We start from the raw sequence: 19,940 nt of genomic DNA, 5'->3' as shown, positions 1-19,940 counted from the left end.
CATAAACCACAGGCGCCTACTGGCGCCTGAGTGAAGGTTAGAGACGGTTAATTTGCCGGTTGAGCTGATACTCATTGGACGTCACATAACTTTCCATGCTTCTGAGCCGTTGCTCAAGTCGGGAAAACTGTTCATTGATATCCCGTACCGCCTGGCGCGGTGACTCACCGTCCTGCCAGACTTTGTTTTTAACCCTGATTTTACCTTCGACCGTTTTGTTAAGGGGTAATGGTGCGCGGTCCAGAATGAACCATAAGGCAATATAGGCCACAACAAAAAATGGCCCGGCGGTCAGTACAGTACCTGCCACTACCAGTACCCGCACCAGCCAGACATCAATACCGAAGTAATGCCCCAGGCCTGCGCAGACACCACCCAGTTTGCCTTCATCAGGGTAACGATACAGGGTGCCTCGTGATTGTGTCATGGTGACAACTCCTCGTTAGCAGTGGGGGCGCTAAGGCCACTCAGGCCTTGTTGCGCCACTGCGGGTTTTCTTCGTCCAGCAGCTTTTCCAGAGTGGCAATACGTTCCGCCATTTTTTCCGCACTCTGGGAGAGCTGATTCAACTGGGCTCTTTCCATTTCGCTCAAGCCCTGCCCTACCTGACGTTTGCTGCGGTAGTGCAGGATGAGCCAGATGGGCGCCACTAGCACCATAAAGATGATCAGTGGCGCAACAAGTAACGTCAGCACATCCTCCATGTTCAGCTCCTTAGCTTACTTTTTATTCTTGGCCAGTTTGGCCTTGAGGGCGCTCAGTTCCTGATCCACTTTCTCGTCTGCTGCCAAGGCAGCAAATTCGGATTCCAGGCTCTTGCCCTTACCCATATCATAGGATTCGACCTGTGCTTCGATATCGTCGATGCGACGCTCATACTGCTCGAACTTGGCCATGGTGTCTTCGACTTTGTTACCGTCAAAGCGCTTGCGCACTTCCAGGCGGGTCTGAGCAGACTGCTTGCGCATGATGATGCTCTTTTGCCGGGCCCGGGCGTCAGTCAGTTTCTCATTGATTTGGGTGACCTCTTCGGCCAGCTTGTCAATACTCTGATTGACCTGCTCCAACTCGTTTTGAAGTACCACCAAGGCTTCTTCAGCACGACTTTTTTCAATCAGTGCGCCTTTGGCCAGATCCTCGCGTTCTTTATTCAACGCCAGTTCCGCCTTGGCCTGCCAGTCATTGGCCTTTTCAGCCAGTTTCTGGATGCGACGCTCCAAGTCCTTGCGCTCAGCCAGGGCTTTGGCAGACAGCGAGCGTACTTCAACCAGCGTGTCTTCCATTTCCTGAATGATCAGGCGAACCATTTTTTCCGGATCTTCAGCCTTGTCCAACAGCGCGTTGAGATTGGCATTTACGATATCGGTAAAGCGAGAGAAAATACCCATAGCGATGTCCTCATCTAATGTCAGGGATTACCTTGCTCCTGACTATCCGAAAACCGTGCCAGTTTGCCAAAAACCATAACTTGTTGAATAAAAAAGATTTATTTTGTTGCCCCATTGTGGGTAAATGTAGCTTATCATTAGTTCAACCACTATTTGGCGAAAATAACCACTGATGGCATCACGGCGACACGACAACCTGCTGGGGCAGGCGAACAGTTTTCTGGAAGTGATCGAGCAAGTCTCGCAGGTAGCGCCACTAAATAAACCGGTGCTGATCATTGGCGAGCGCGGCACCGGTAAGGAACTGATTGCCGAACGCCTGCACTTTTTGTCCAGCCGCTGGGATCAGAGCTATCTCAAGCTCAATTGTGCCGCACTTAACGAGAACCTGCTGGAATCCGAGCTGTTCGGTTATGAACAAGGGGCCTTTACCGGTGCCGGCAAACGTCATGAAGGCCGCTTTGAACGGGCAGATGGCGGCACCCTGTTCCTTGATGAGCTGGCGAACACTTCCGGGCTAGTGCAGGAAAAACTGCTACGCGTTATCGAATACGGTGAGTTTGAACGGGTTGGCGGTTCTCGTAGTCTGCGCACCGATGTTCGACTGGTGTGCGCCACCAACGAAGATCTGCCCACCCTGGCAGATAAAGGCGCTTTTCGTGCCGATTTGCTGGATCGCCTGGCCTTTGACGTGATCACCCTGCCGCCACTGCGTGAACGCCGGGAAGATATTCTGCTGCTGGCCGAGCATTTCGCCATAGCCATGGCCCGGCAACTGGAGCAGCCGCTGTTTTCCGGTTTTACCAAAAAAGCCAAACAACTGCTGCTGGACTACCACTGGCCCGGTAACATCCGGGAACTGAAAAACGTTGTTGAACGCAGTGTTTACCGCCATAACAACCCGGATCTACCGGTACATAATATTGTGCTCAATCCATTTGAGTCGCCCTGGCGGCCAAGCCAGCAGGTGCGTACCCAAGACCGCCAGGTCACTGCTGAAACCAGCCAGCCGGCCACCGCCAGCCGGCAGGCGCATCAGTTCCCGCTGGATTTCAAAGAGGTGACTCAGAATTTTGAAATTGACCTGCTCAAAGAAGCACTGCGGGCCAGCCAGTTCAACCAGAAACGTACCGCCGAAACCCTGGGACTGACCTACCATCAGTTACGGGGCATACTGCGTAAGTATGAACTGCTAGACCGCACTGAAGACTGACTACAGGCAGCGAAGAGAACACTATGACGAGCAAGGTTTGGCGCCGGTGGCGAAGCGGTGGTAGAGTGCCGGTCTTTGTTTTGTCGAAGAAAATACGGTCGTGATGATGCGCCCCTGTCGCTTCACCCTGCTGCTGCCTTTGGTAGTAGTGTTGGCAGCCTGCTCCAAGCAAGGCAGCGATCTCAGTCGCCAGGGCCTGGTGTACTGCGCCGAAGGCAGCCCGGAAACCTTCAACCCGCAGCTGGTAACCTCCGGCACCACCGCTGACGCGACCGCCAATCAGTTATACGACAAGCTGATCGACATTGATGCTAAAACCGGGGAGGTTATTCCCCGCCTGGCCACCAGCTGGCAAGTCAGCCCGGACGGCCTGCGCTATACCTTCGAACTGCGCCGCGGCGTGCAGTTCCAGCATACCGCTTACTTCACCCCTAGCCGCGACTTTAACGCTGACGATGTGATTTTCAGTTTTCGCCGCCAGCTCGACCCGGCGTCGCCGTATCATGATGTTTCAGGGGGCGATTACCCGTTTTTTAATGCCGTCGGTCTGAACAAACTGATCAGTACCATCCGCCGCGATAACGACTACCAGGTTACCTTCATATTACGGCGCCCGGACGCTTCTTTTTTAGCCAATATGGCCACTGATTATGAAGTGATCCTGTCAGCAGAATATGCCAAGCAGTTACTGGCTGCCGGCACGCCGGCCAATATCGACAGCAAGCCGGTGGGCACCGGCCCCTTTATTTTTGAACGTTACCGTAAAGGCAGTTACATCCGTTACCGTGCCAACCCGCATTATTGGGATGGCAAGCCGGCGGTGGACCCGCTTATCTTTGATATCACCCGCAAAAGCTCGCGCCGGCTGGCGAAGTTGCTTACCGGTGAGTGCGACGTAATGGGCCTGCCACTGGCCTCAGAAATCGGCGAGGTGCGTAAGCATCCGCGTCTGAAGTTGCAGTCAGAGCCGGGCCTGAACGTGGGTTTCTGGGCTTTTAATACCGAGCGGCCACCGTTTAATAACCCGGATGTACGCCACGCGCTGGCGCTGGCCATTGACCGCCAGACCATGATGAAAGCAGTTTTTTACGGTACCGGCTCTGTGGCCAATTCACTGCTACCGGAAAGCTCCTGGGCCTATGACCCGGATTTGCCACCGCTTAAGCACAATCTGGATGAAGCCAAAGCGCTGCTGAAAAAAGCCGGCCTGGCCAATGGCTTTAGCATGACCGTCTGGGCGATGCCGGTATCACGCTCTTATAACCCCAATGCCCGCAAGATGGCCGAGTTGATCCAGTCTGATCTGGCAGCCATTAACGTTCGGGTACAGATTGTCACCTATGACTGGAATACCTTTCGCCGCCGCCTGGCCCGTGGCCAACATGATTCGGTCTTGATTGGCTGGAGTGCTGATAACACTGACCCGGATAATTTCTTTTCACCGACGTTATCTTGCGCGGCTCTGGCATCGGGTAATAACCGGGCTAACTGGTGTGACCCGGCCTTTGATGCCATTCTCGCGAACGCCCTGTTAACCCCGGTCAGAAGCAAGCGTATGGCCTATTACCGCCAGGCCCAGCAATATCTTTACAAAGCAATGCCGGTGGTACCGCTGGCCCACGGCCTGCGTTTTCTGGCCAGCCAGAAAGATATTCAGGGCGTGCAACTACATGCCTTTGGCGCCATTAATTTTGCCAAGGCTCACCGGGAGGACTAATGCTGCTTTATACCTTCCGCCGCCTGAATTTGTTTTTGGTCACCGTTTTGCTGTTGGCGCTGTTTTCTTTCAGTCTGACCCACCTGGGCCCGGGTACAGCGGTGAGCCATTTGGCCAACACCGACGACATGAACGCCACCCAGTTGGCACAGCTACAAACGCAATACCATCTGCACGACAGCCTGCCACGGCAGTTCTATTACTACCTGAAACGTATTTTTTCGGGTGATTGGGGTTATTCACTGGTCAATAATGAGCCGGTATGGCCGCTACTGATGCGCACCTTGCCCGCGACTTTGGAGCTGATCTTCAGCGCCATGCTGCTGGCGTTGCTGATTGGTATTCCTACCGGAGCCCTGGCCGCCATGTACCGCCGCTCAGCGACCGATTACGCCGTACAAGGCCTGGCATTGGCCGGTTATTCCATTCCGATCTACTGGTGGGCGCTGCTGCTGATGATGTTTTTCTCACTGCGGTTGGGTTGGCTGCCAGTGTCCGGGCGGCTGTCGCTGTTGTATGACATCCCGCCGAAAACCGGCTTTATGCTCATTGATATCTGGTTGTCGGATACGCCACACCGGCTAGCGGCGTTAAAAGATGCCCTGGCCCACCTGGTTATGCCAGCGCTGGTACTGGCAACGGTTCCCCTGGCAGTGGTGGCCCGGTTGACCCGTGCCACCCTCAAGGATGTGCTCAAAGCAAACTATATTCGCGCCGCACGGGCCCGGGGCTGGTCACAGTGGCGTATTGTCCGCCGCCATGGCTTACACAATGCACTGTTGCCTATTGGCCGGGTTCTGGGACTGCAAATCGCTGCCTTGCTGTCCGGCACCATTGTCACAGAAAGTATCTTTGACTGGCCCGGCGTCGGCAATGTGCTCATCAACAGCATTTATGCCCGTGACGTGCCAGTCATTCAGGGTTGTCTGCTGTTGTTGTCGACCTTTGTTATTCTGGTCAGTGTGGTAACCGATATTCTCTTTACCACCCTCGACCCTCTGCATCGTAAGCGCCTTTATGCAAAGCCCTAACATTTACGCCGAGGAGCGCATCCCCTCGCCGCTGCTGCAAACCTGGCGGGCGTATCGTGCCAGCCCACAGGCCATGTTCGGGCTGTACCTGATGGTCGGGTTGCTGATTGCCACGGTACTGGGCCCCTGGATCAGCCCTTTCGACCCTCAAGCCCAGCACCCTGATGCACTACTGGTACCACCGTCGTGGGATCAGGCCGGGCACGTCGACTACTTTGTTGGCACCGATGACCTTGGCCGCGATTTGTTTTCGCGATTGTTATATGGCGCGCACCTGACCTTCGGTGCGTCACTGCTGATCACTCTGGCGGCAGCCGTGCTGGGTGTATTGCTGGGAGCGCTGTCGGGCACCTTGAAAGGCTTTCAGGGCTCATTGATACACCATTTCCTTGATACCTTGCTGGCTATCCCTTCGGTATTGCTGGCAGTTGCGCTGGTAGCCATCCAGGGGCCGGGCATGCATGCCGCACTATTAGCCGTGTGGTTAGCCATAGTGCCGCAATTTATTCGCAGCACCCACGATGCTGTTGCCACCGAACTGGAAAAAGAGTACGTGGTTGCCGCACGCCTTGATGGCGTCAGCCGGGCCCGGCTGCTGTGGCGGGTATTGTTACCTAACGTGGCCGACACCATCGTTTATCAGTTCACTTTGGCCCTGTCAGCAGCCGTGCTGGATATCAGCGTGCTCGGGTTTTTAAACCTGGGGGCCCAGGCGCCGTTACCAGAATGGGGTGCCATGCTGGCCGGTGCAACCGATCTGGCTTACCTGGCCCCCTGGACCATTACCCTGCCCGGCCTGGCCATCTTTTCTACGCTGGTCTCCATTAACCTGATCGGCGACGGCCTGCGCCAGGCCCTCAATGCCCGGCTGGAGCAATAAATGAAAGCGCTGCTGGACATACGCAACCTGACCATTGAGCTGGAAACCCCCAAGGGGCGGGTACAGGCCGTGGAGAAGGTCAACCTGCAGATCGGTGAAGGGGAAATACAGGGTCTGGTGGGCGAATCCGGCTCTGGCAAATCACTGGTGGCAAAAGCCATTTTGGGACTGCAAGGGGACAACTGGCACGTTCACGCCGATCGCATGCATTGGAAAGGTATAGAGCTGTCCGAACTGCCCACAGACGCACGCCGAGAGCTGATTGGTAAAGAACTGGGCTTTATTTTCCAGGAACCGATGAGCAGCCTTGACCCAATGCTGACCATCGCGCAACAGCTGACCGAAGTGCTGCCGCATGATCAGTGCCCGGCTCCCTGGTGGAACCTGATGGCTCGCCGCCAGTGGCGTGCCAAAGAAGCTCGGGCATTGTTGCACCGGGTTGGTATTACCCAGCACCACCGGGTACTGGACAGCTATGCCCACGAGCTGTCTGAGGGGCTTTGTCAGAAGGTGATGATCGCCATGGCCATCGCCTCCAGCCCCAAGCTACTGATTGCCGATGAGCCAACCGCCCAGATGGAAACAACCACTGAAGCGCGGATTTTCAGCCTGCTGGCGAAACTGAATCAGCTGGGCAATATGTCGGTGTTGCTGATCACCCATGATCTTGAGTCGATCATCAAATGGAGCCAGAGCCTGACCGTAATGTACTCCGGGCAAAGTGTCGAAGCTGGCCCCACCCAAGCTATTCTCAGCCAGCCGCACCACCCCTATACCGAAGCCCTGCTGCGTTCTATTCCGCACTTCGAGCAAGGTCTGGAGCACAAAAGTCACCTACACACGCTGCCCGGTTCTATCCCGCCATTGCAACACCTACCCATAGGTTGCCGGCTGGGGCCGCGCTGCCCCCGGGCGCAGCGAAAGTGTGTAGAAAAGCCGCAGGCAAGTAATATTAAGGGCCATCGCTTTGCCTGCCATTTCCCAATTAACCTGGAGGACTAAGCCGTGGCCTTGCTGGATGTAAGCAACCTCTCCAAGACCTATATCCGGCGCCGCGGTTTGCTGCGCAAAGAGAAGGTGCAAGCATTAGCGCCGCTGAGTTTCAGCCTCGACAGTGGTCAGACTCTGGCGATTGTCGGTGAAACCGGCTCTGGTAAAACCACCATCGCCAAGCTGCTGGTGGGGGCGGAAACGCCCACCACAGGCCAGGTGATGATGAACAATGCGCCCCTGGCGCTGCACTCCAATAAAGCCTGTCGCAACATCCGGATGATTTTTCAGGATCCGTCCACGTCGCTGAACCCCCGCGTTACCATTGGCCGGCAACTGGAGGAGCCGCTGAAGCTCAATACAGACCTGGATGCGCAGGAACGGCACAGTCTGGTCGAAAAAACCCTGATCCGTACCGGCTTGTTGGCCGAGCATGCCGATTACTACCCACACATGATTTCCGGAGGCCAGAAGCAACGGGTGGCACTGGCCCGGGCACTGGTACTGAACCCGAAGATCGTGGTGTTTGACGAAGCCCTGGCCGCTCTGGACGTATCTCTGCGCGGACAGATCCTCAACTTCCTGCTCGCAGAGCAGCGCCGCCAGCATCTGGCTTATGTGTTTGTCTCTCACAACATGGGGATTGTCCGGCACATCTCCGATTACGTACTGGTGATGCACCAGGGCGAAGTGGTTGAACGCGGCTCTACTGCCGAGGTTTTCCAGTCGCCCCAGCATGACATCACCAAACGGATGTTAATGGCCCAGAACCTGCTGCCATCATAAAAAAGCCCCGCTGATGCGGGGCTTTTTTCAGAACGAGGTGCGCCGATAATTACGGTAACGTGGTAACCAGAAGTTTTTGTCGATAGCCGCGCTCAGCGCTTCTTCTGACGTATCCAGCGCCACGTGGTCCTTAATGGCCTGGCGCGCCACCGCCAGCGCGATATAGCGACTGACTTCGCGAATATCATTCAAAGGCGGCAACACCGGCCCTTGGCCGTCGACCACCAGCGGTGAACATTCCGCCAGCGCCCGTGATGAAGCCATCAGCATGTTATCGGTAACCCGCTTGGCCTTGGCCGCAATCACCCCCAGGCCAATACCGGGGAAGATATAAGCATTGTTACACTGGGCAATGGCCACCTTGTCTTCCCCCACCATGGCAGGTGGGAAAGGACTGCCCGTGGCCACCATGGCCTGGCCGTCTGTCCAGTTGAGGATCTCCTGCGGGGTAGCCTCAACCCGGGAGGTAGGATTGGACAATGGCATCACCATCGGCCGTGGGCAACCGGCATGCAAAGTCTTGATGACCTCTTCGGTAAACAGGCCGCGCTGGCCAGATACACCAATCAGAATGCTGGGCTTGGCATTTTTAATCACTTCCAGTAACGAGATATTGTCGCCTTCGGTCTGCCACTGCGACAAACGGGCTTTCTTGTTCTGGCCCAGCTTGCTCTGAAAAGACATCAGATTCGGCATGTCATCGGTCAGCAGGCCCCAGCGGTCCACCATAAACACCCGCGCCCGCGCGTCTTCTTCACTGAGCCCTTCGGTCTGCATAGCAGCAATGATCTGTTCGGCAATTCCGCAGCCAGCGGAGCCGGCGCCCAGGAACACCACTTTTTGGTCGCGCAGCTGCTCGCCTTTGGCCTTACAGGCCGCCCACAGCGTACCCACCGTCACTGCAGCAGTGCCCTGAATATCATCATTAAAGCAGCACAGTTCGTCTTTGTAGCGCTCCAAAAGCGGCATGGCGTTAGCCTGAGCAAAGTCTTCGAACTGCAACAGTGCCCCAGGCCAGCGGCGCTTAACGGCTTGAATAAAGGTTTCGACAAAGGCGTCGTATTCCTCGCCACTGATCCGGTGCTTGCGCCGCCCCATGTACATGGGATCATCCAGCAAGTCCGGGTTATTGGTGCCCACATCCAGCACCACCGGCAAGGTATAAGCCGGACTTATGCCCCCACAGGCGGTGTACAAAGACAATTTACCGATGGGGATACCCATACCGCCAATGCCCTGGTCACCGAGGCCGAGAATGCGCTCACCATCGGTAACCACAATCACCTTGACGTTCTGCTTGGTGGCATTTTGCAAAATGTCGTCGATGTGGTCTTTATCCTCATAAGAGATAAACAGCCCCCGGTGAGTCCGGTAAATTTTGGAAAATTCCTGGCAGGCCTGACCAACAGTAGGGGTGTAAATAATGGGCATCACCTCTTCGAGGTGATCTTCCAAGAGCCGGTAGAACAGAGTCTCGTTATTGTCCTGAATTGAACGCAGGAAAATATGCCGGTCCAGATCATTACTGCAGTCACAGTACTGGGCGTAGGCCCGGTCTTTTTGCTCTTCGATGCTTTCAACATACTGCGGCAACAGCCCCAGCAGGTTGAACTGAATACGCTCCTGCAGGCTAAAAGCACTGCCCTTGTTCAGCAGCGGCGATTCCAGCAGCGCCGGGCCGGCATAAGGAATATAAAGAGGACGTTTTGGCACTTGGCTCATGGGACTCAATCCTTGGGTACCTGGCGCGGACGGCCAGTATCGTCGATAGCCACATAGGTAAAGACCGCTTCGGTAACGCAGTAGCGGTCAAGGGATTCACTGCGCAGCAGCGGCTTGATCCAGACTTCCAGTTTGATGGTCATGGAGGTATTACCAATACGCACACAGTCGCCGTAAACACAGACCACATCCCCCACCTTGACCGGCTGGTGGAATGTCATGCCTTCAACGGCAACGGTGGCAATACGCCCCTTGGCGATTTCAGTGGCAAGAATACCACCGGCCAAGTCCATTTGAGACATCAGCCAACCACCGAAAATATCACCGTTTTGGTTGGTGTCTGACGGCATCGGTTGGGTGCGGATAATAAGATCGCCTTTGGGGTGGCGTTTGGCCTCGGTCATTGCAGCGCTACTCCTCAGAAAGAGGCCGCTCACTATACCGTTTTCAATGGCATTTGACCACGCTCACTCGGGGCTGGAAAAGGCCGCCGTATCCAGCTTAAAAGCCTGCTCCATCAGGCGCCCAAGCTCCAGATAACGGGGGCTGCGAGGGGGCACTACCGGTTTAATATCGCGGGCCTGCATTTTTTCCTGGATCTGGTTGAACCAGTTTAAGTCTGCGCCACTTAGCGGTTTCGCCGCTTGCTTACCCAGTAATAGCAGCGCCTGCAACGGCAGGCTCAGCAAAACCAGCACCATCAGCCACTGGCTTTGCTGCAAAAGTTGTAGTTGCCCTAGCAGCACCAGCCACACCAGTGCCGCCCCCGGCAACCAGCGCAGTAACCAGCGCCCCAGCATCACCTGACGGGTTAATGGAAAGCGCAGCAACAGCGATTGGCGTACTGGCCAATGCTGCATCAGGGTGTAACCGTCACGCATTAACGTCCACATGGCGGGCCTCTTCAACTTGCTGCGACAGGTCATGTTGTAACATGATGACCGTTAGACAACCAAAGCGCCAATGAAGTGCCGTTCAGGCACCTGTGATTTATTGGCCGTCAACAGGAGCAGGCATGACAAGGATACTGATGCTGGTACCGGCTAATCGCCGGGTTGGTATGACATCTGTCAGCCTCGGGCTGGTACGCGCCATGGAGCGCGAAGGGGTCAGTGTCGGCTACTTCAAGCCCCTGCCGCAACTGCGCCACCAGCAGGTTCTGAGCGACCATTCCGGCACACTTATTCAACAGGCCACCGGCTTGACGCCAATCGAAGCCATCAGCGCCCAGGCGCTGCAACACTACCTTGCTGAACACAATTTGCCGGCACTGCTGGCCGACATTGCACAGCGCCTAGCGGCAGTCAGCCAGCCCGATGTGCTGGTTATCGAAGGCCTGGCCCCTACCCGCGAGCAACCCTACGCACACCAGCTCAACCAGCATATTGCTCACCATCTGGATGCCGAAGTCATACTGGTGGTCGCCCCCGGCATTGATGATCGTAACAGTCTCAGTGCCCGCCTTAAGTTGATTGCCGAGCAATATCAAGACAGTCGCTTGATTGGCGCTTTTATCAACAAAATTGGTGCACCAGTCGACCAGCAGGGCCGTATCCGCCCCGACTTGTCCGACATTTTTGAATACCGCCGTGATGACAATGCCGCCCTGGATGTCACCACCCTGCCCTGTTTGAACGACCAGTTCCGGTTGTTGGGGCAAATGCCCTGGGATGCTGAGCTTATTGCGCCCCGCGCCCTGGACATGGCCCGCCATCTCAATGCCGACATACTCAATGAAGGTGATATCGCCAAACGGCGCCTGACCCGGGTTATTTTTGGTACCGCCTCTTTGACCCGGCTGGTTGAACAGTTCCACCCTGGTGCCTTGCTGGTCACCTCCGGAGACCGGGATGATGTGATTATTGCCGCCTGCCTGGCAGCCCGTAATGGCGTGGCCTTTGGCGCCATACTGCTTACCGGCGGCTATCAGCCATCAGCCGAGGTCATGGCCTTATGTGAAGGGGCTTTTGACACTGGCTTGCCGGTGCTGTCGGTGGCAACCAATACCTGGCAAACGTCACTGAACGTGCAGCATTTTCGCCTGCATGTACCGGCCGATGACCGCCGCCGCCTGCAACAGGTAATGGATACTCTGGCCGACCATTTTGCCGCCGACTTTATCAATGATCTGCTGGCTGACTCACCCCGTTCACAACGCTTATCGCCTCCGGCCTTCAAATACCGGCTACTGCAAATGGCCCGCCAGCAGCAGCAACGCATCGTGCTGCCTGAAGGCACCGAACCCAGAACCTTACGGGCCGCCGTATGGTGCGCCGAGCAAGGTATCGCCCAGTGTATTTTGCTGGGTAAACCACAGCAGGTGCGGCAAGTCGCCAGTAGCCAGGGGATCCGCCTCGGTGATGGTGTCAGTATCATTGACCCGGATGCCGTACGGGAACGCTATGTCCGGCCGATGATGGCCCTGCGCACAGCGCAGCACCTCGAGGAAGTCATGGCCCGGGAGCAACTGCAGGATAACGTCGTGCTGGCCACCATGATGCTGGCCCAAAATGAAGCCGATGGCTTGGTCAGTGGTGCTGAAAATACCACCGTCAATACCATTCGCCCGGCCTTACAGTTACTGAAAACGGCCCCTGGCAGTGAGCTGGTTTCCAGCGTGTTTTTTATGCTGCTCCCCGATCAGGTACTGATTTACGGAGACTGTGCCATCAACCCGAACCCGGATGCCAAGCAGCTGGCGCAAATAGCGGTTGAAAGTGCCGATACCGCACGCCTGTTTGGTATAGAGCCGCAACTGGCCATGATTGGCTATGCCGGCGCCGGCGATAACAGTAAAGTGCAGGCCGCAACCGAACGGGCTCAGGCAATGCGCCCGGCGCTCAGTATTGAAGGGCCGTTGCAGTATGACGCCGCGGTCATTGAATCGGTTGCCCGGGCCCGGGCACCGGGCAGCCCGGTTTCCGGCCAGGCCAGCGTGTTTGTGTTTCCCGATCTGAATACCGGTTACAGCACTTATCTGGCCGTGCAACGCTCCGCCGATTTACTGTCGCTGGGGCCCATGCTCCAGGGCATGCGCAAACCGGTTAACGATCTGGCCCGTAGCGCCACCGCCGAAGATATTGTCTACACCATTGCCCTGACAGCCATCCAGGCCCAGGCTGTCACAGCGCCGTCACCTTGATCTTTTCTACTGATGGCCGATAAGCCCATGTTCATTTGATGTACCTGAGAGTCTGCCATGCTAAATGCGCTGTCCATCCGTAACCGGCTGATTGTGGTAACCAGCCTGTTGGTGACTACAGCCCTGGTTGTTACCGCTGCCATCACACTGTTCAGTGCCCATGACATCGTTAGAGAGCGAGTCAGCCAAACGGAAATGCCGACCCAGTTACAGGCGATCCGCAATGAAATTCTTGCCGAACTGAAGCCTGCTGTGGCTTCGGCCAGGCAACTGGCGGTTAACCCCTACATCAAGCATTGGCTGCAAACAGGCGAACCCAATGATGACCGCCAGCAGCGCCTGATCGCGCAACTGGTGGCGCTGAAAAAGCTGGCCGGAGCCGACACAGTGTTTTTAATGACGGCCAACAAAAACCAGGCCTTCGACGAAAAAGGCTTTCAAAGCCACTTTGATCGCAACAACCCCAATTTCACCTGGTTTTACCGCATGCAAGACAACAAAAAGCCGCAGGAACTGGTTTTTGATGTCGATGTCTCCGGCAAAGCCCGCTTTTTTGTCGATATCAGCATTGTCGATAGCCAAGGCAACTTTCTCGGGGTTGCCGGTATGGCGTTTAACGTCAGCAAGTTGGCTGACCAAATTCGCAACTACCGCCTGGAAAAAAGCGGTTTTGTTTATATGGCCGACAGCAGCGGCCACATCCGTATTCACCCTGATGCCAAACAGCGTGGTACAGCACTTCCGGCTAACCTGGCCGCCAGTTTGAATGGCCATAATAGCAGTCAGAGTACCCTTTCCAGTCAGGGCAAAACCTGGCTCATTACCGCCACCAAAGTGCCGGTACTGAACTGGGTTTTGGTATCACAGGTGCCAGAAAATGAAGTGATGGCACCGGTCAATCACGCTATCTGGATGACGGCACTGGCCGCCCTGCTGGTACTGCTTATCGCTATTATACTGACCACCTGGATGGCCAATACCATTGCTCGACCGGTACAGGTGGTGGCCGGTGAATTAGCGCGCGTTGGTGCTGTAGGTGGAGATTTATCGGTACGGATGCCAGTCACCGGTAGTGACGAGCTGGCGCAACTCAGTACTGGTTTTAATCAGTTTGTCAGCCAGTTACACGAAATGATTCAAGACATTGCCAGTACCGCCCAGGCACAAAACAGCCGTGCAGACGACTTGCGCGATATTGCCCAGCGCAGTTCCGATGCCGGCTCCCATGTTCGCGATCGTGCCACCCAGGTGGCAACAGCCATTACCCAGATGGGCGCTACCGTTCAGGAAATAGCCAGCAATGCCGCCAATGCCGCAACCGTTGCCAGCGCCGCCCGCACACAGGCCAACGACGGGCAAAACGAAGTGAACGCCAACATCAATGCCATTGATGGCTTATCTGGCCAATTAGACAAAGCTGGCCACGTCATCAATGACGTAGCCAGTCATTCCCAACAAATTGGCTCAATATTGGATGTCATTCGCAGCATTTCCGAGCAGACTAATCTGCTGGCACTGAATGCCGCCATAGAAGCAGCCAGGGCAGGTGATGCTGGCCGCGGTTTTGCGGTAGTGGCTGATGAGGTTCGGGGCCTGGCTTCACGTACCGCTCAAAGCACTGATGAAATTCAGACCATGATCACGCAGTTGCAGCAATACACGCAAAGTGCGGTGACCGCCATGGATACAGGAAAACGCATGGCTGATGAGGCGGTCGTTGCAATAAACCGGCTAGGTGAGCTGTTTACCGCCATTACCCATCAAGTAGCAGAGATCTCTGACATCAACCTGCAAGTTGCCACGGCCACAGAAGAGCAATCAAGCGTGGTCAATGAACTTAACCGGAACGTGGATAGTATTAACCAGGCTTCACACCAGGCTTCGGCGGCCGCCACCGCCTCCGCTGACACCGCAAAGGATCTACACGCACTTTGCCAGCGACTGCTGACCTTATTAAACCGTTTTCGCTATTGAGCTTTGTTGCAGACAAAAAAAAGCCAGCTTCATGCTGGCTTCTCGCTGTCACGACCAGGGTTTGACTGATCGTTGCTGTCACAGTTGCTGCTTTTCTCTCGACCAGTCTTAGTGCTGGTTATCCTCCGAAGCTTCTCCCCCAATTGAAGAATTCGGCGGTAAGGCCTAAGCCTCGTTGTTCATACTAAGATCAGTTGCCGCGCACGTAAAGTGATGCCGATCACCCTTTCGCCTGGTCAGACCACAAGGTTGACGCTTGCGTCAACCTTGTGGTTCTTCAACCGTGTTTTCATGCAACGCAACCCCCAGATATTTCAGCTCGGCCCGGAGAAAATGCGACATCCGTTCCACACAAGCTTCCCCTTCGGCAATGGCTTCCGAGGCCCGGTGAAATTCCATGATGTTGATATTGGCTAGCCTCGGCTTCAGCTCCAGCTCCGGTGGGTCACCGGCCATCCGGGCACGGGTGATTCGCTCCTGCATAATGTTGATAGCGCCACTCATAACATTCCACATGGACGGCAGCGGTTCTTTTTCCGGCTTGTCAGCCTTATCGGCTCGAATACGGCTGAACCATTGCCGCAAAACCCCTTCCTCTTCTTCCTCCTCTTCTTCCTCGGCATAACGATGGTGCACATCCGAGGCCAGGTTGACAGCAATCACCACATCCGCGCCCATGGCACGAGCCAGCGAAACCGGTACCGGATTGACGACAGCACCGTCAATAAGCAGCAGATCGTCACGGCGCATAGGAACAAAAAGACCGGGCATGGCGCAGGAAGCCTTGACGGCGGAAATCAGATCACCTTTTTGCATCCAGACTTCCCGCCCGGTTGCCAGTTCGGTGGCAAGAGCACCAAAAGGTATTTTGGTATTGGCAAAATCAGGATGCTGCATGCCTTCGCCGATAACGCCAAAGACCTTATCGCCCGATAGCAGGCCGCGGCCACTGAGGGTCGGGTCAAGTAATGACATCACCTGAAAGCGGGTAAAGCCTCGCACCCACTTTTCCAGTTTGCTCAGCTCACCGGTAGCATAGGCCGCACCAACCAGGGCGCCGATGGAACAGCCAGTGACCAGATCCGGTTTTACGCCGAGCTTGTCCAGTGCATTGAGCACACCGATATGAGCCCAGCCTTTCGCTGCACCACTGCCAAGCGCTACCGCGACTTTCGGCCGCGAAGACATCGTCATAGCTTGCCCTCCTCTGTTGAGCGGTCAGCATAACAGTTTCCATGTGCCCTGCCAGCCCTATGGTCAGTCCAGTGAAAAGGCATTCCATGAGCGATGATAACTTGTTGTTTGAAAACAAAATATGAAAGATTGGTTAAACACTTTGGTGGCTAACTGAACAGTACAGAAACTCTCTGCATTAGATACTTGTAATTTAATCCGCTGCGGCGGATAACGTATAAGAGACGGTATAAAAAAGGTCTTATGAGATGCTAGCTGCGGTTGCGGTGCGCTATTTGCCCTGGATACTGACAATGATTCAGCCAGGCCAGTTTGATCAAAAAGCAGCAACAGTACCACCGTTACTATCCACGCAGCCTACAGCCCAGCCACCTAAAAGCCGACGAAAAGCTCTGACCATGACGTCCCGAGCTTTGGCTTTCCAGCCACTTTCGCTACGCTTTTTAAAATACTCAGGGCCACCTGCCGGCTATCTCATGCAGTGACGCTGCCGCCGTATGGCACTGCGTCAGCCGACACCGCAGCTTAGCCAAACAAAGAGCTGACACAACAGACATAATATCAACACCTCAGAGGTATCCCCCATGGACAGCTACAACAGAATTCCGACTATCAGCATGGCCAACGCCGCCCAATTTGTTGATGCCGCACAGCCCACCCAGTTAAACCTGGACAGCCCCGCAGCCTGGGTCACCACTGACTTTACCCGTCGAGCGCCGTTGGTTATTGAAGAAGATGTCAGGATTGACGACGCCATGTACATGATGAAAAAGGCACACGTAAAAGCCAAACTGGTTGTCGATGCACAAAACCGCTTTCTGGGTATTGTTGGCCTTGGCGATTTGCAAAGCCATAAGGTGCTGATGGCTGCAACCCGCCGCCAGGTTCCCCGGGAAGATGTGACTGTACGTGAGGTGATGACGGATAAATCACACCTGCATGGCTTTAGCTACAACGAGCTCGAGGGTGCCACTATCGGTGACGTACTCTTTACCCTCAAGGAGCTTGGTGAGCAGCATGTACTGCTGTTGGATAAAGACCACAACCTGCGCGGTATGATTTCTGCCGCGGATATTGCCCGGGCATTGCACATTCCTCTGGATATCGCCCAGCGCGCCCACAGCTTCGCCGAAGTTTTCCAGGTACTGAAAAGTGCCTGATAAGCACTGCCTGGCTTAACACGATAAAGCCCCTTAACCGGGGCTTTTTTATACCCAGCAGCCTGACCATGCTGCTACCACGACCTCGCCTCCGGCATAAAAAAGACCGGCATCAAGCCGGTCTTTTTCGCTGCTCAGCCCCGTTGAGGCAAACCGAGCAAGGTACTATCAGGCATGTTCATCGATGATCTGTTTCATTTCATCAAAGTGGCCATGCATCGCATCTGACGGCTCAGGGCTGATAACACTGACCACATAAATTGCCAGTGCACTCAGTACAAAGCCCGGCACGATGCCATACAACCAGCTATTGAGTGAGTGGCCATCGATGGTGAACGGGCCATAGATCCACAGTAACACCGTGATAGCGCCCACCACCATACCAGCTAATGCTCCCCAAAGAGTCATGCGCCGCCAGAACAGGCTAAGAATGACGACCGGGCCAAAGGCGGCACCAAAGCCCGCCCAAGCATTACTGACCAGGCCCAGAATGCTGTTGTTGGGGTTCCAGGCCAGTACGATGGCCACTACCGAGACAATCAGCACCGACAAGCGGCCAATGGCCACCAGCTCTTTCTGACTGGCATTACGGCGCAGGAAGGCTTTATAGAAGTCTTCGGTCAGTGAACTGGAGGTCACCAGCAGCTGTGAGGAGATGGTACTCATGATGGCGGCCAGAATCGCAGCCAGCAGGAAGCCACCGATCAGCGGGTTGAACAGAAACTGCGAGAAAACAATGAAAATGGTTTCCGGATCGTCCAGCGTCATCTGGGTTTTCGCTACATAGGCAATGCCCACAAAACCAGTAGCCAGAGCACCGATGATGGAAACCACCATCCAGCTAATACCGATGCGGCGGGCGGTCTTGATATCACGGACACTGCGGATGGCCATAAAGCGCACAATAATGTGCGGCTGGCCAAAGTAACCCAGCCCCCAGGCCAATAGGGAAATGATCCCCATCACTGAGACATCCTGAAGCACCCCGGTGTGGGCAGCATCCTTGAAAAAGTCCAAAAACAGCGGGTTCAGGCTTTCCACCTTGTTGACGGTCGCGCTCACGCCGCCAAGGTCACTGAAAGCCACAATCGGTACCAGTACCAGCGCGATAAACATGATGCAGCCCTGTACGAAGTCGGTCATCGACACCGCCAGGAAACCACCAAACAGGGTGTAGGCACACACCACTGCCGCCGTAACAATCAGCCCGGTGCTGTATGACATACCGAAGGAGCTGTCGAACAACTTACCGCCAGCCACCAGCGAGGCCGAGGTATAGAGGGTAAAGAAGATGATGATCACCAACGACGAGATCAAGCGCAGCACACGCTTGTGGTCGTCAAAACGATTACCGAAAAAATCGGGAATGGTGATGGAGTTGTGTGCCACCTCGGTGTAAGTGCGCAACCGTGGCGCAACCACAACATAGTTAAGAAAAGCGCCGATGGTAAGCCCTACAGCAATCCATACCTGTGAGAGACCAGATGCGTAAACCGCACCTGGCAGCCCCATCAGCATCCAGCCACTCATGTCCGACGCTCCAGCTGACAAAGCTGTTACACCCGGGCCAAGGCCGCGGCCACCTAGCATATAACCGGATACATCATCCGTGGATTTTTTATAGGCATACAAACCAATGCCAAGCATGGCAATGAAATAGGTTGCCAACGAGATAAGCGTGCCTGTTTCCACTCTTCACTCCTGTTATTGATTTTGATGAGTGTTGACACTTTTCCGCAGCCCTGTCACCAAGGGAAGCAGCGCTCAGGAAAAGCCTTTTCATTTGAACACGAACGAATATACTAACATATTCGTTTATAAAATACTTCCTTAATGCAACTTTCACCCTTAAGGCGCTGAATAGCACAATCATAAGCTGCGCCAAAGCCCTTGCTATAGCTGTTTTGCATGATTAGTTGCCATCACCTCTAACAAATAACCCCGCGACAAAGCGCGGGGTTTAAGCGACGAAAAAGCATTGTTAAATGCGGATGCCGCCGTCTATTTCCAGGGTTCTGGCGGTAAAGTAGTCATTTTCAAAGATGAACTTAACGCCATGTGCGATCTCCTCCGGCAAGCCCAAGCGACCGCAGGGAATAGCCTTTTCCATCCGTGCGATGGCTTCCGGCTTCATTTGCTCTGTCATGGCTGTTTTTATCACTCCCGGTGCAATGGCGCCGGTGCGGATCCCATGGCGAGCCAACTCTTTGCCCCAGGTTACCGCCATGGTGGCCACTGCCGCTTTTGAGGCAGAATAGTTGGTTTGCCCCATATTGCCCGAGCGAGACACGCTGGAGATGTTGATGATCACCCCCTTGGCGCCTTTATTCACCATGGTGGCGGCCGCTTCACGGCCACACAGGAAGGTACCAATGACATTGACATTGATCACCGACTGGAACTGATCCAGGCTCATCTTGCTCATCTGGCCATCTTTGACCTTCAACAGCATACCGTCACGCATGATACCGGCGTTGTTGATCAGGCCATTAAGCGTACCGAAATCATCGCCGATTTGCTTGAAGGTCGCCTCAACCGCGGCCTCATCGGTAATGTTGCAGACATAAGCGCGCGCCTGACTACCAGCCTTTTCAACCAGTTCGACACTGTGCGCCAGATCATCCTGGTTAACATCAATCAGCGCCAGTTTAGCGCCCTGAGCCGCCAGCATTACTGCCATAGACTGCCCTAACCCGCGACCGGCGCCGGTAACGGCAACCACAGCATTATTCAGTTCCATTCA

General features: G+C 55.1%; 18 protein-coding genes. 9 read left to right on the top strand and 9 right to left on the bottom strand.

The genetic code is table 11. From position 1 onward, the window contains the following. Window positions 1-37 precede the first annotated feature (37 nt). Genes pspC through pspA form a run of 3 tightly spaced genes read right to left on the bottom strand, consistent with a single transcriptional unit; the run spans window position 38 to window position 1,388 of the window. Complete coding sequence (pspC, locus tag WDB70_RS05055) at window positions 38-427, bottom strand: envelope stress response membrane protein PspC (protein WP_406667246.1); 390 nt, start codon at window positions 425-427, stop codon at window positions 38-40. A 40-nt stretch (window positions 428-467) separates the two neighbouring features. Then, window positions 468-704, bottom strand: coding sequence for an envelope stress response membrane protein PspB (gene pspB, locus WDB70_RS05050; protein ID WP_406667244.1), 237 nt, complete (start codon window positions 702-704; stop codon window positions 468-470). Window positions 705-719: 15 nt separating this feature from the next. Beyond that, window positions 720-1,388: a phage shock protein PspA gene (gene pspA, locus WDB70_RS05045; protein ID WP_406667242.1), complete on the bottom strand. Its 669-nt coding sequence runs from the start codon at window positions 1,386-1,388 to the stop codon at window positions 720-722. Between the two features lie 172 nt (window positions 1,389-1,560). Here pspA and pspF point away from each other — a divergent pair, with 172 nt between their 5' ends. From pspF to WDB70_RS05015, 6 genes are all read left to right on the top strand, one after another. After that, window positions 1,561-2,601, top strand: a complete 1,041-nt coding sequence (gene pspF, locus WDB70_RS05040; RefSeq protein WP_406667240.1) for a phage shock protein operon transcriptional activator — start codon at window positions 1,561-1,563, stop codon at window positions 2,599-2,601. 103 nt (window positions 2,602-2,704) lie between these two features. Then, the gene (gene sapA, locus WDB70_RS05035; RefSeq protein WP_406667238.1) at window positions 2,705-4,318 is read left to right on the top strand and encodes an ABC transporter substrate-binding protein SapA; all 1,614 of its coding nucleotides are present in this window, start codon (window positions 2,705-2,707) and stop codon (window positions 4,316-4,318) included. Beyond that, window positions 4,318-5,349 carry an ABC transporter permease subunit gene (locus tag WDB70_RS05030; protein WP_406667236.1) on the top strand — a complete coding sequence of 344 codons (1,032 nt, stop codon included), beginning with the start codon at window positions 4,318-4,320 and terminating at the stop codon, window positions 5,347-5,349. Before sapA ends, WDB70_RS05030 begins: the two co-directional genes overlap by 1 nt. Further along, on the top strand, window positions 5,336-6,229 hold the full coding sequence (locus WDB70_RS05025) for an ABC transporter permease subunit (RefSeq protein ID WP_406667234.1): 894 nt from the start codon (window positions 5,336-5,338) through the stop codon (window positions 6,227-6,229). The genes WDB70_RS05030 and WDB70_RS05025 overlap by 14 nt, the downstream gene beginning before the upstream one ends. Further along, on the top strand, window positions 6,230-7,231 hold the full coding sequence (locus WDB70_RS05020) for an oligopeptide/dipeptide ABC transporter ATP-binding protein (protein WP_406667232.1): 1,002 nt from the start codon (window positions 6,230-6,232) through the stop codon (window positions 7,229-7,231). It begins immediately after the preceding gene. A 3-nt stretch (window positions 7,232-7,234) separates the two neighbouring features. Continuing rightward, window positions 7,235-8,005 (top strand): ATP-binding cassette domain-containing protein, encoded by a 771-nt coding sequence (locus WDB70_RS05015; RefSeq protein ID WP_406667230.1) that lies wholly within the window; start codon window positions 7,235-7,237, stop codon window positions 8,003-8,005. Window positions 8,006-8,032: 27 nt separating this feature from the next. On the opposite strand, the gene WDB70_RS05010 is transcribed toward WDB70_RS05015, so the two are convergent. The 3 genes from WDB70_RS05010 to WDB70_RS05000 form a co-directional block, all read right to left on the bottom strand. Beyond that, a complete protein-coding gene (locus tag WDB70_RS05010) occupies window positions 8,033-9,727 on the bottom strand; it encodes an NAD-dependent malic enzyme (protein WP_406667228.1) in 1,695 nt (564 codons plus the stop codon). 5 nt (window positions 9,728-9,732) lie between these two features. Next, entirely contained in the window at window positions 9,733-10,131 is a 399-nt protein-coding gene (gene yciA / locus WDB70_RS05005) for an acyl-CoA thioester hydrolase YciA (protein ID WP_406667226.1), read from the bottom strand. A 63-nt stretch (window positions 10,132-10,194) separates the two neighbouring features. Beyond that, a complete protein-coding gene (locus tag WDB70_RS05000; protein WP_406667224.1) occupies window positions 10,195-10,620 on the bottom strand; it encodes a DUF412 family protein in 426 nt (141 codons plus the stop codon). A 122-nt stretch (window positions 10,621-10,742) separates the two neighbouring features. Here WDB70_RS05000 and pta point away from each other — a divergent pair, with 122 nt between their 5' ends. Then, window positions 10,743-12,869 carry a phosphate acetyltransferase gene (gene pta / locus WDB70_RS04995; RefSeq protein ID WP_406667222.1) on the top strand — a complete coding sequence of 709 codons (2,127 nt, stop codon included), beginning with the start codon at window positions 10,743-10,745 and terminating at the stop codon, window positions 12,867-12,869. Between the two features lie 57 nt (window positions 12,870-12,926). Further along, on the top strand, window positions 12,927-14,843 hold the full coding sequence (locus WDB70_RS04990) for a methyl-accepting chemotaxis protein (RefSeq protein WP_406667220.1): 1,917 nt from the start codon (window positions 12,927-12,929) through the stop codon (window positions 14,841-14,843). A gap of 261 nt (window positions 14,844-15,104) precedes the next feature. Here the strand turns inward: WDB70_RS04990 and rssA are convergent, their stop codons facing one another. Next, on the bottom strand, window positions 15,105-16,037 hold the full coding sequence (gene rssA / locus WDB70_RS04985; RefSeq protein ID WP_406667218.1) for a patatin-like phospholipase RssA: 933 nt from the start codon (window positions 16,035-16,037) through the stop codon (window positions 15,105-15,107). A 584-nt stretch (window positions 16,038-16,621) separates the two neighbouring features. Here rssA and WDB70_RS04980 point away from each other — a divergent pair. Continuing rightward, window positions 16,622-17,197, top strand: coding sequence for a CBS domain-containing protein (locus tag WDB70_RS04980; RefSeq protein WP_406667216.1), 576 nt, complete (start codon window positions 16,622-16,624; stop codon window positions 17,195-17,197). A gap of 168 nt (window positions 17,198-17,365) precedes the next feature. Here WDB70_RS04980 and putP read toward each other — a convergent pair whose 3' ends face one another. Together putP and WDB70_RS04970 are read right to left on the bottom strand one after the other, a co-directional pair. Continuing rightward, window positions 17,366-18,844 (bottom strand): sodium/proline symporter PutP, encoded by a 1,479-nt coding sequence (gene putP / locus WDB70_RS04975; RefSeq protein WP_406668015.1) that lies wholly within the window; start codon window positions 18,842-18,844, stop codon window positions 17,366-17,368. A 334-nt stretch (window positions 18,845-19,178) separates the two neighbouring features. Beyond that, window positions 19,179-19,937 carry an SDR family oxidoreductase gene (locus tag WDB70_RS04970; protein ID WP_406667214.1) on the bottom strand — a complete coding sequence of 253 codons (759 nt, stop codon included), beginning with the start codon at window positions 19,935-19,937 and terminating at the stop codon, window positions 19,179-19,181. Window positions 19,938-19,940 lie beyond the last annotated feature (3 nt).

The sequence above is a fragment of the Gallaecimonas aegicerasi genome (genome assembly GCF_045291545.1).
Taxonomy (GTDB): Bacteria; Pseudomonadota; Gammaproteobacteria; order Enterobacterales; family Gallaecimonadaceae; genus Gallaecimonas.
Note: the sequence above shows the minus strand (reverse complement) of the source record. Positions and strands in the feature narration are given on the sequence as shown.

Excerpts from the sequence above, each read along its gene's own strand:
- pspC (WP_406667246.1), bottom strand. The coding sequence starts at position 427 with ATGACACAATCACGAGGCACCCTGTATCGTTACCCTGATGAAGGCAAA.
- pspB (WP_406667244.1), bottom strand. The coding sequence starts at position 704 with ATGGAGGATGTGCTGACGTTACTTGTTGCGCCACTGATCATCTTTATG.
- pspA (WP_406667242.1), bottom strand. The coding sequence starts at position 1,388 with ATGGGTATTTTCTCTCGCTTTACCGATATCGTAAATGCCAATCTCAAC.
- pspF (WP_406667240.1), top strand. The coding sequence starts at position 1,561 with ATGGCATCACGGCGACACGACAACCTGCTGGGGCAGGCGAACAGTTTT.
- sapA (WP_406667238.1), top strand. The coding sequence starts at position 2,705 with ATGATGCGCCCCTGTCGCTTCACCCTGCTGCTGCCTTTGGTAGTAGTG.
- WDB70_RS05030 (WP_406667236.1), top strand. The coding sequence starts at position 4,318 with ATGCTGCTTTATACCTTCCGCCGCCTGAATTTGTTTTTGGTCACCGTT.
- WDB70_RS05025 (WP_406667234.1), top strand. The coding sequence starts at position 5,336 with ATGCAAAGCCCTAACATTTACGCCGAGGAGCGCATCCCCTCGCCGCTG.
- WDB70_RS05020 (WP_406667232.1), top strand. The coding sequence starts at position 6,230 with ATGAAAGCGCTGCTGGACATACGCAACCTGACCATTGAGCTGGAAACC.
- WDB70_RS05010 (WP_406667228.1), bottom strand. The coding sequence starts at position 9,727 with ATGAGCCAAGTGCCAAAACGTCCTCTTTATATTCCTTATGCCGGCCCG.
- yciA (WP_406667226.1), bottom strand. The coding sequence starts at position 10,131 with ATGACCGAGGCCAAACGCCACCCCAAAGGCGATCTTATTATCCGCACC.
- WDB70_RS05000 (WP_406667224.1), bottom strand. The coding sequence starts at position 10,620 with ATGTGGACGTTAATGCGTGACGGTTACACCCTGATGCAGCATTGGCCA.
- pta (WP_406667222.1), top strand. The coding sequence starts at position 10,743 with ATGACAAGGATACTGATGCTGGTACCGGCTAATCGCCGGGTTGGTATG.
- WDB70_RS04990 (WP_406667220.1), top strand. The coding sequence starts at position 12,927 with ATGCTAAATGCGCTGTCCATCCGTAACCGGCTGATTGTGGTAACCAGC.
- rssA (WP_406667218.1), bottom strand. The coding sequence starts at position 16,037 with ATGACGATGTCTTCGCGGCCGAAAGTCGCGGTAGCGCTTGGCAGTGGT.
- WDB70_RS04980 (WP_406667216.1), top strand. The coding sequence starts at position 16,622 with ATGGACAGCTACAACAGAATTCCGACTATCAGCATGGCCAACGCCGCC.
- putP (WP_406668015.1), bottom strand. The coding sequence starts at position 18,844 with ATGCTTGGCATTGGTTTGTATGCCTATAAAAAATCCACGGATGATGTA.
- WDB70_RS04970 (WP_406667214.1), bottom strand. The coding sequence starts at position 19,937 with ATGGAACTGAATAATGCTGTGGTTGCCGTTACCGGCGCCGGTCGCGGG.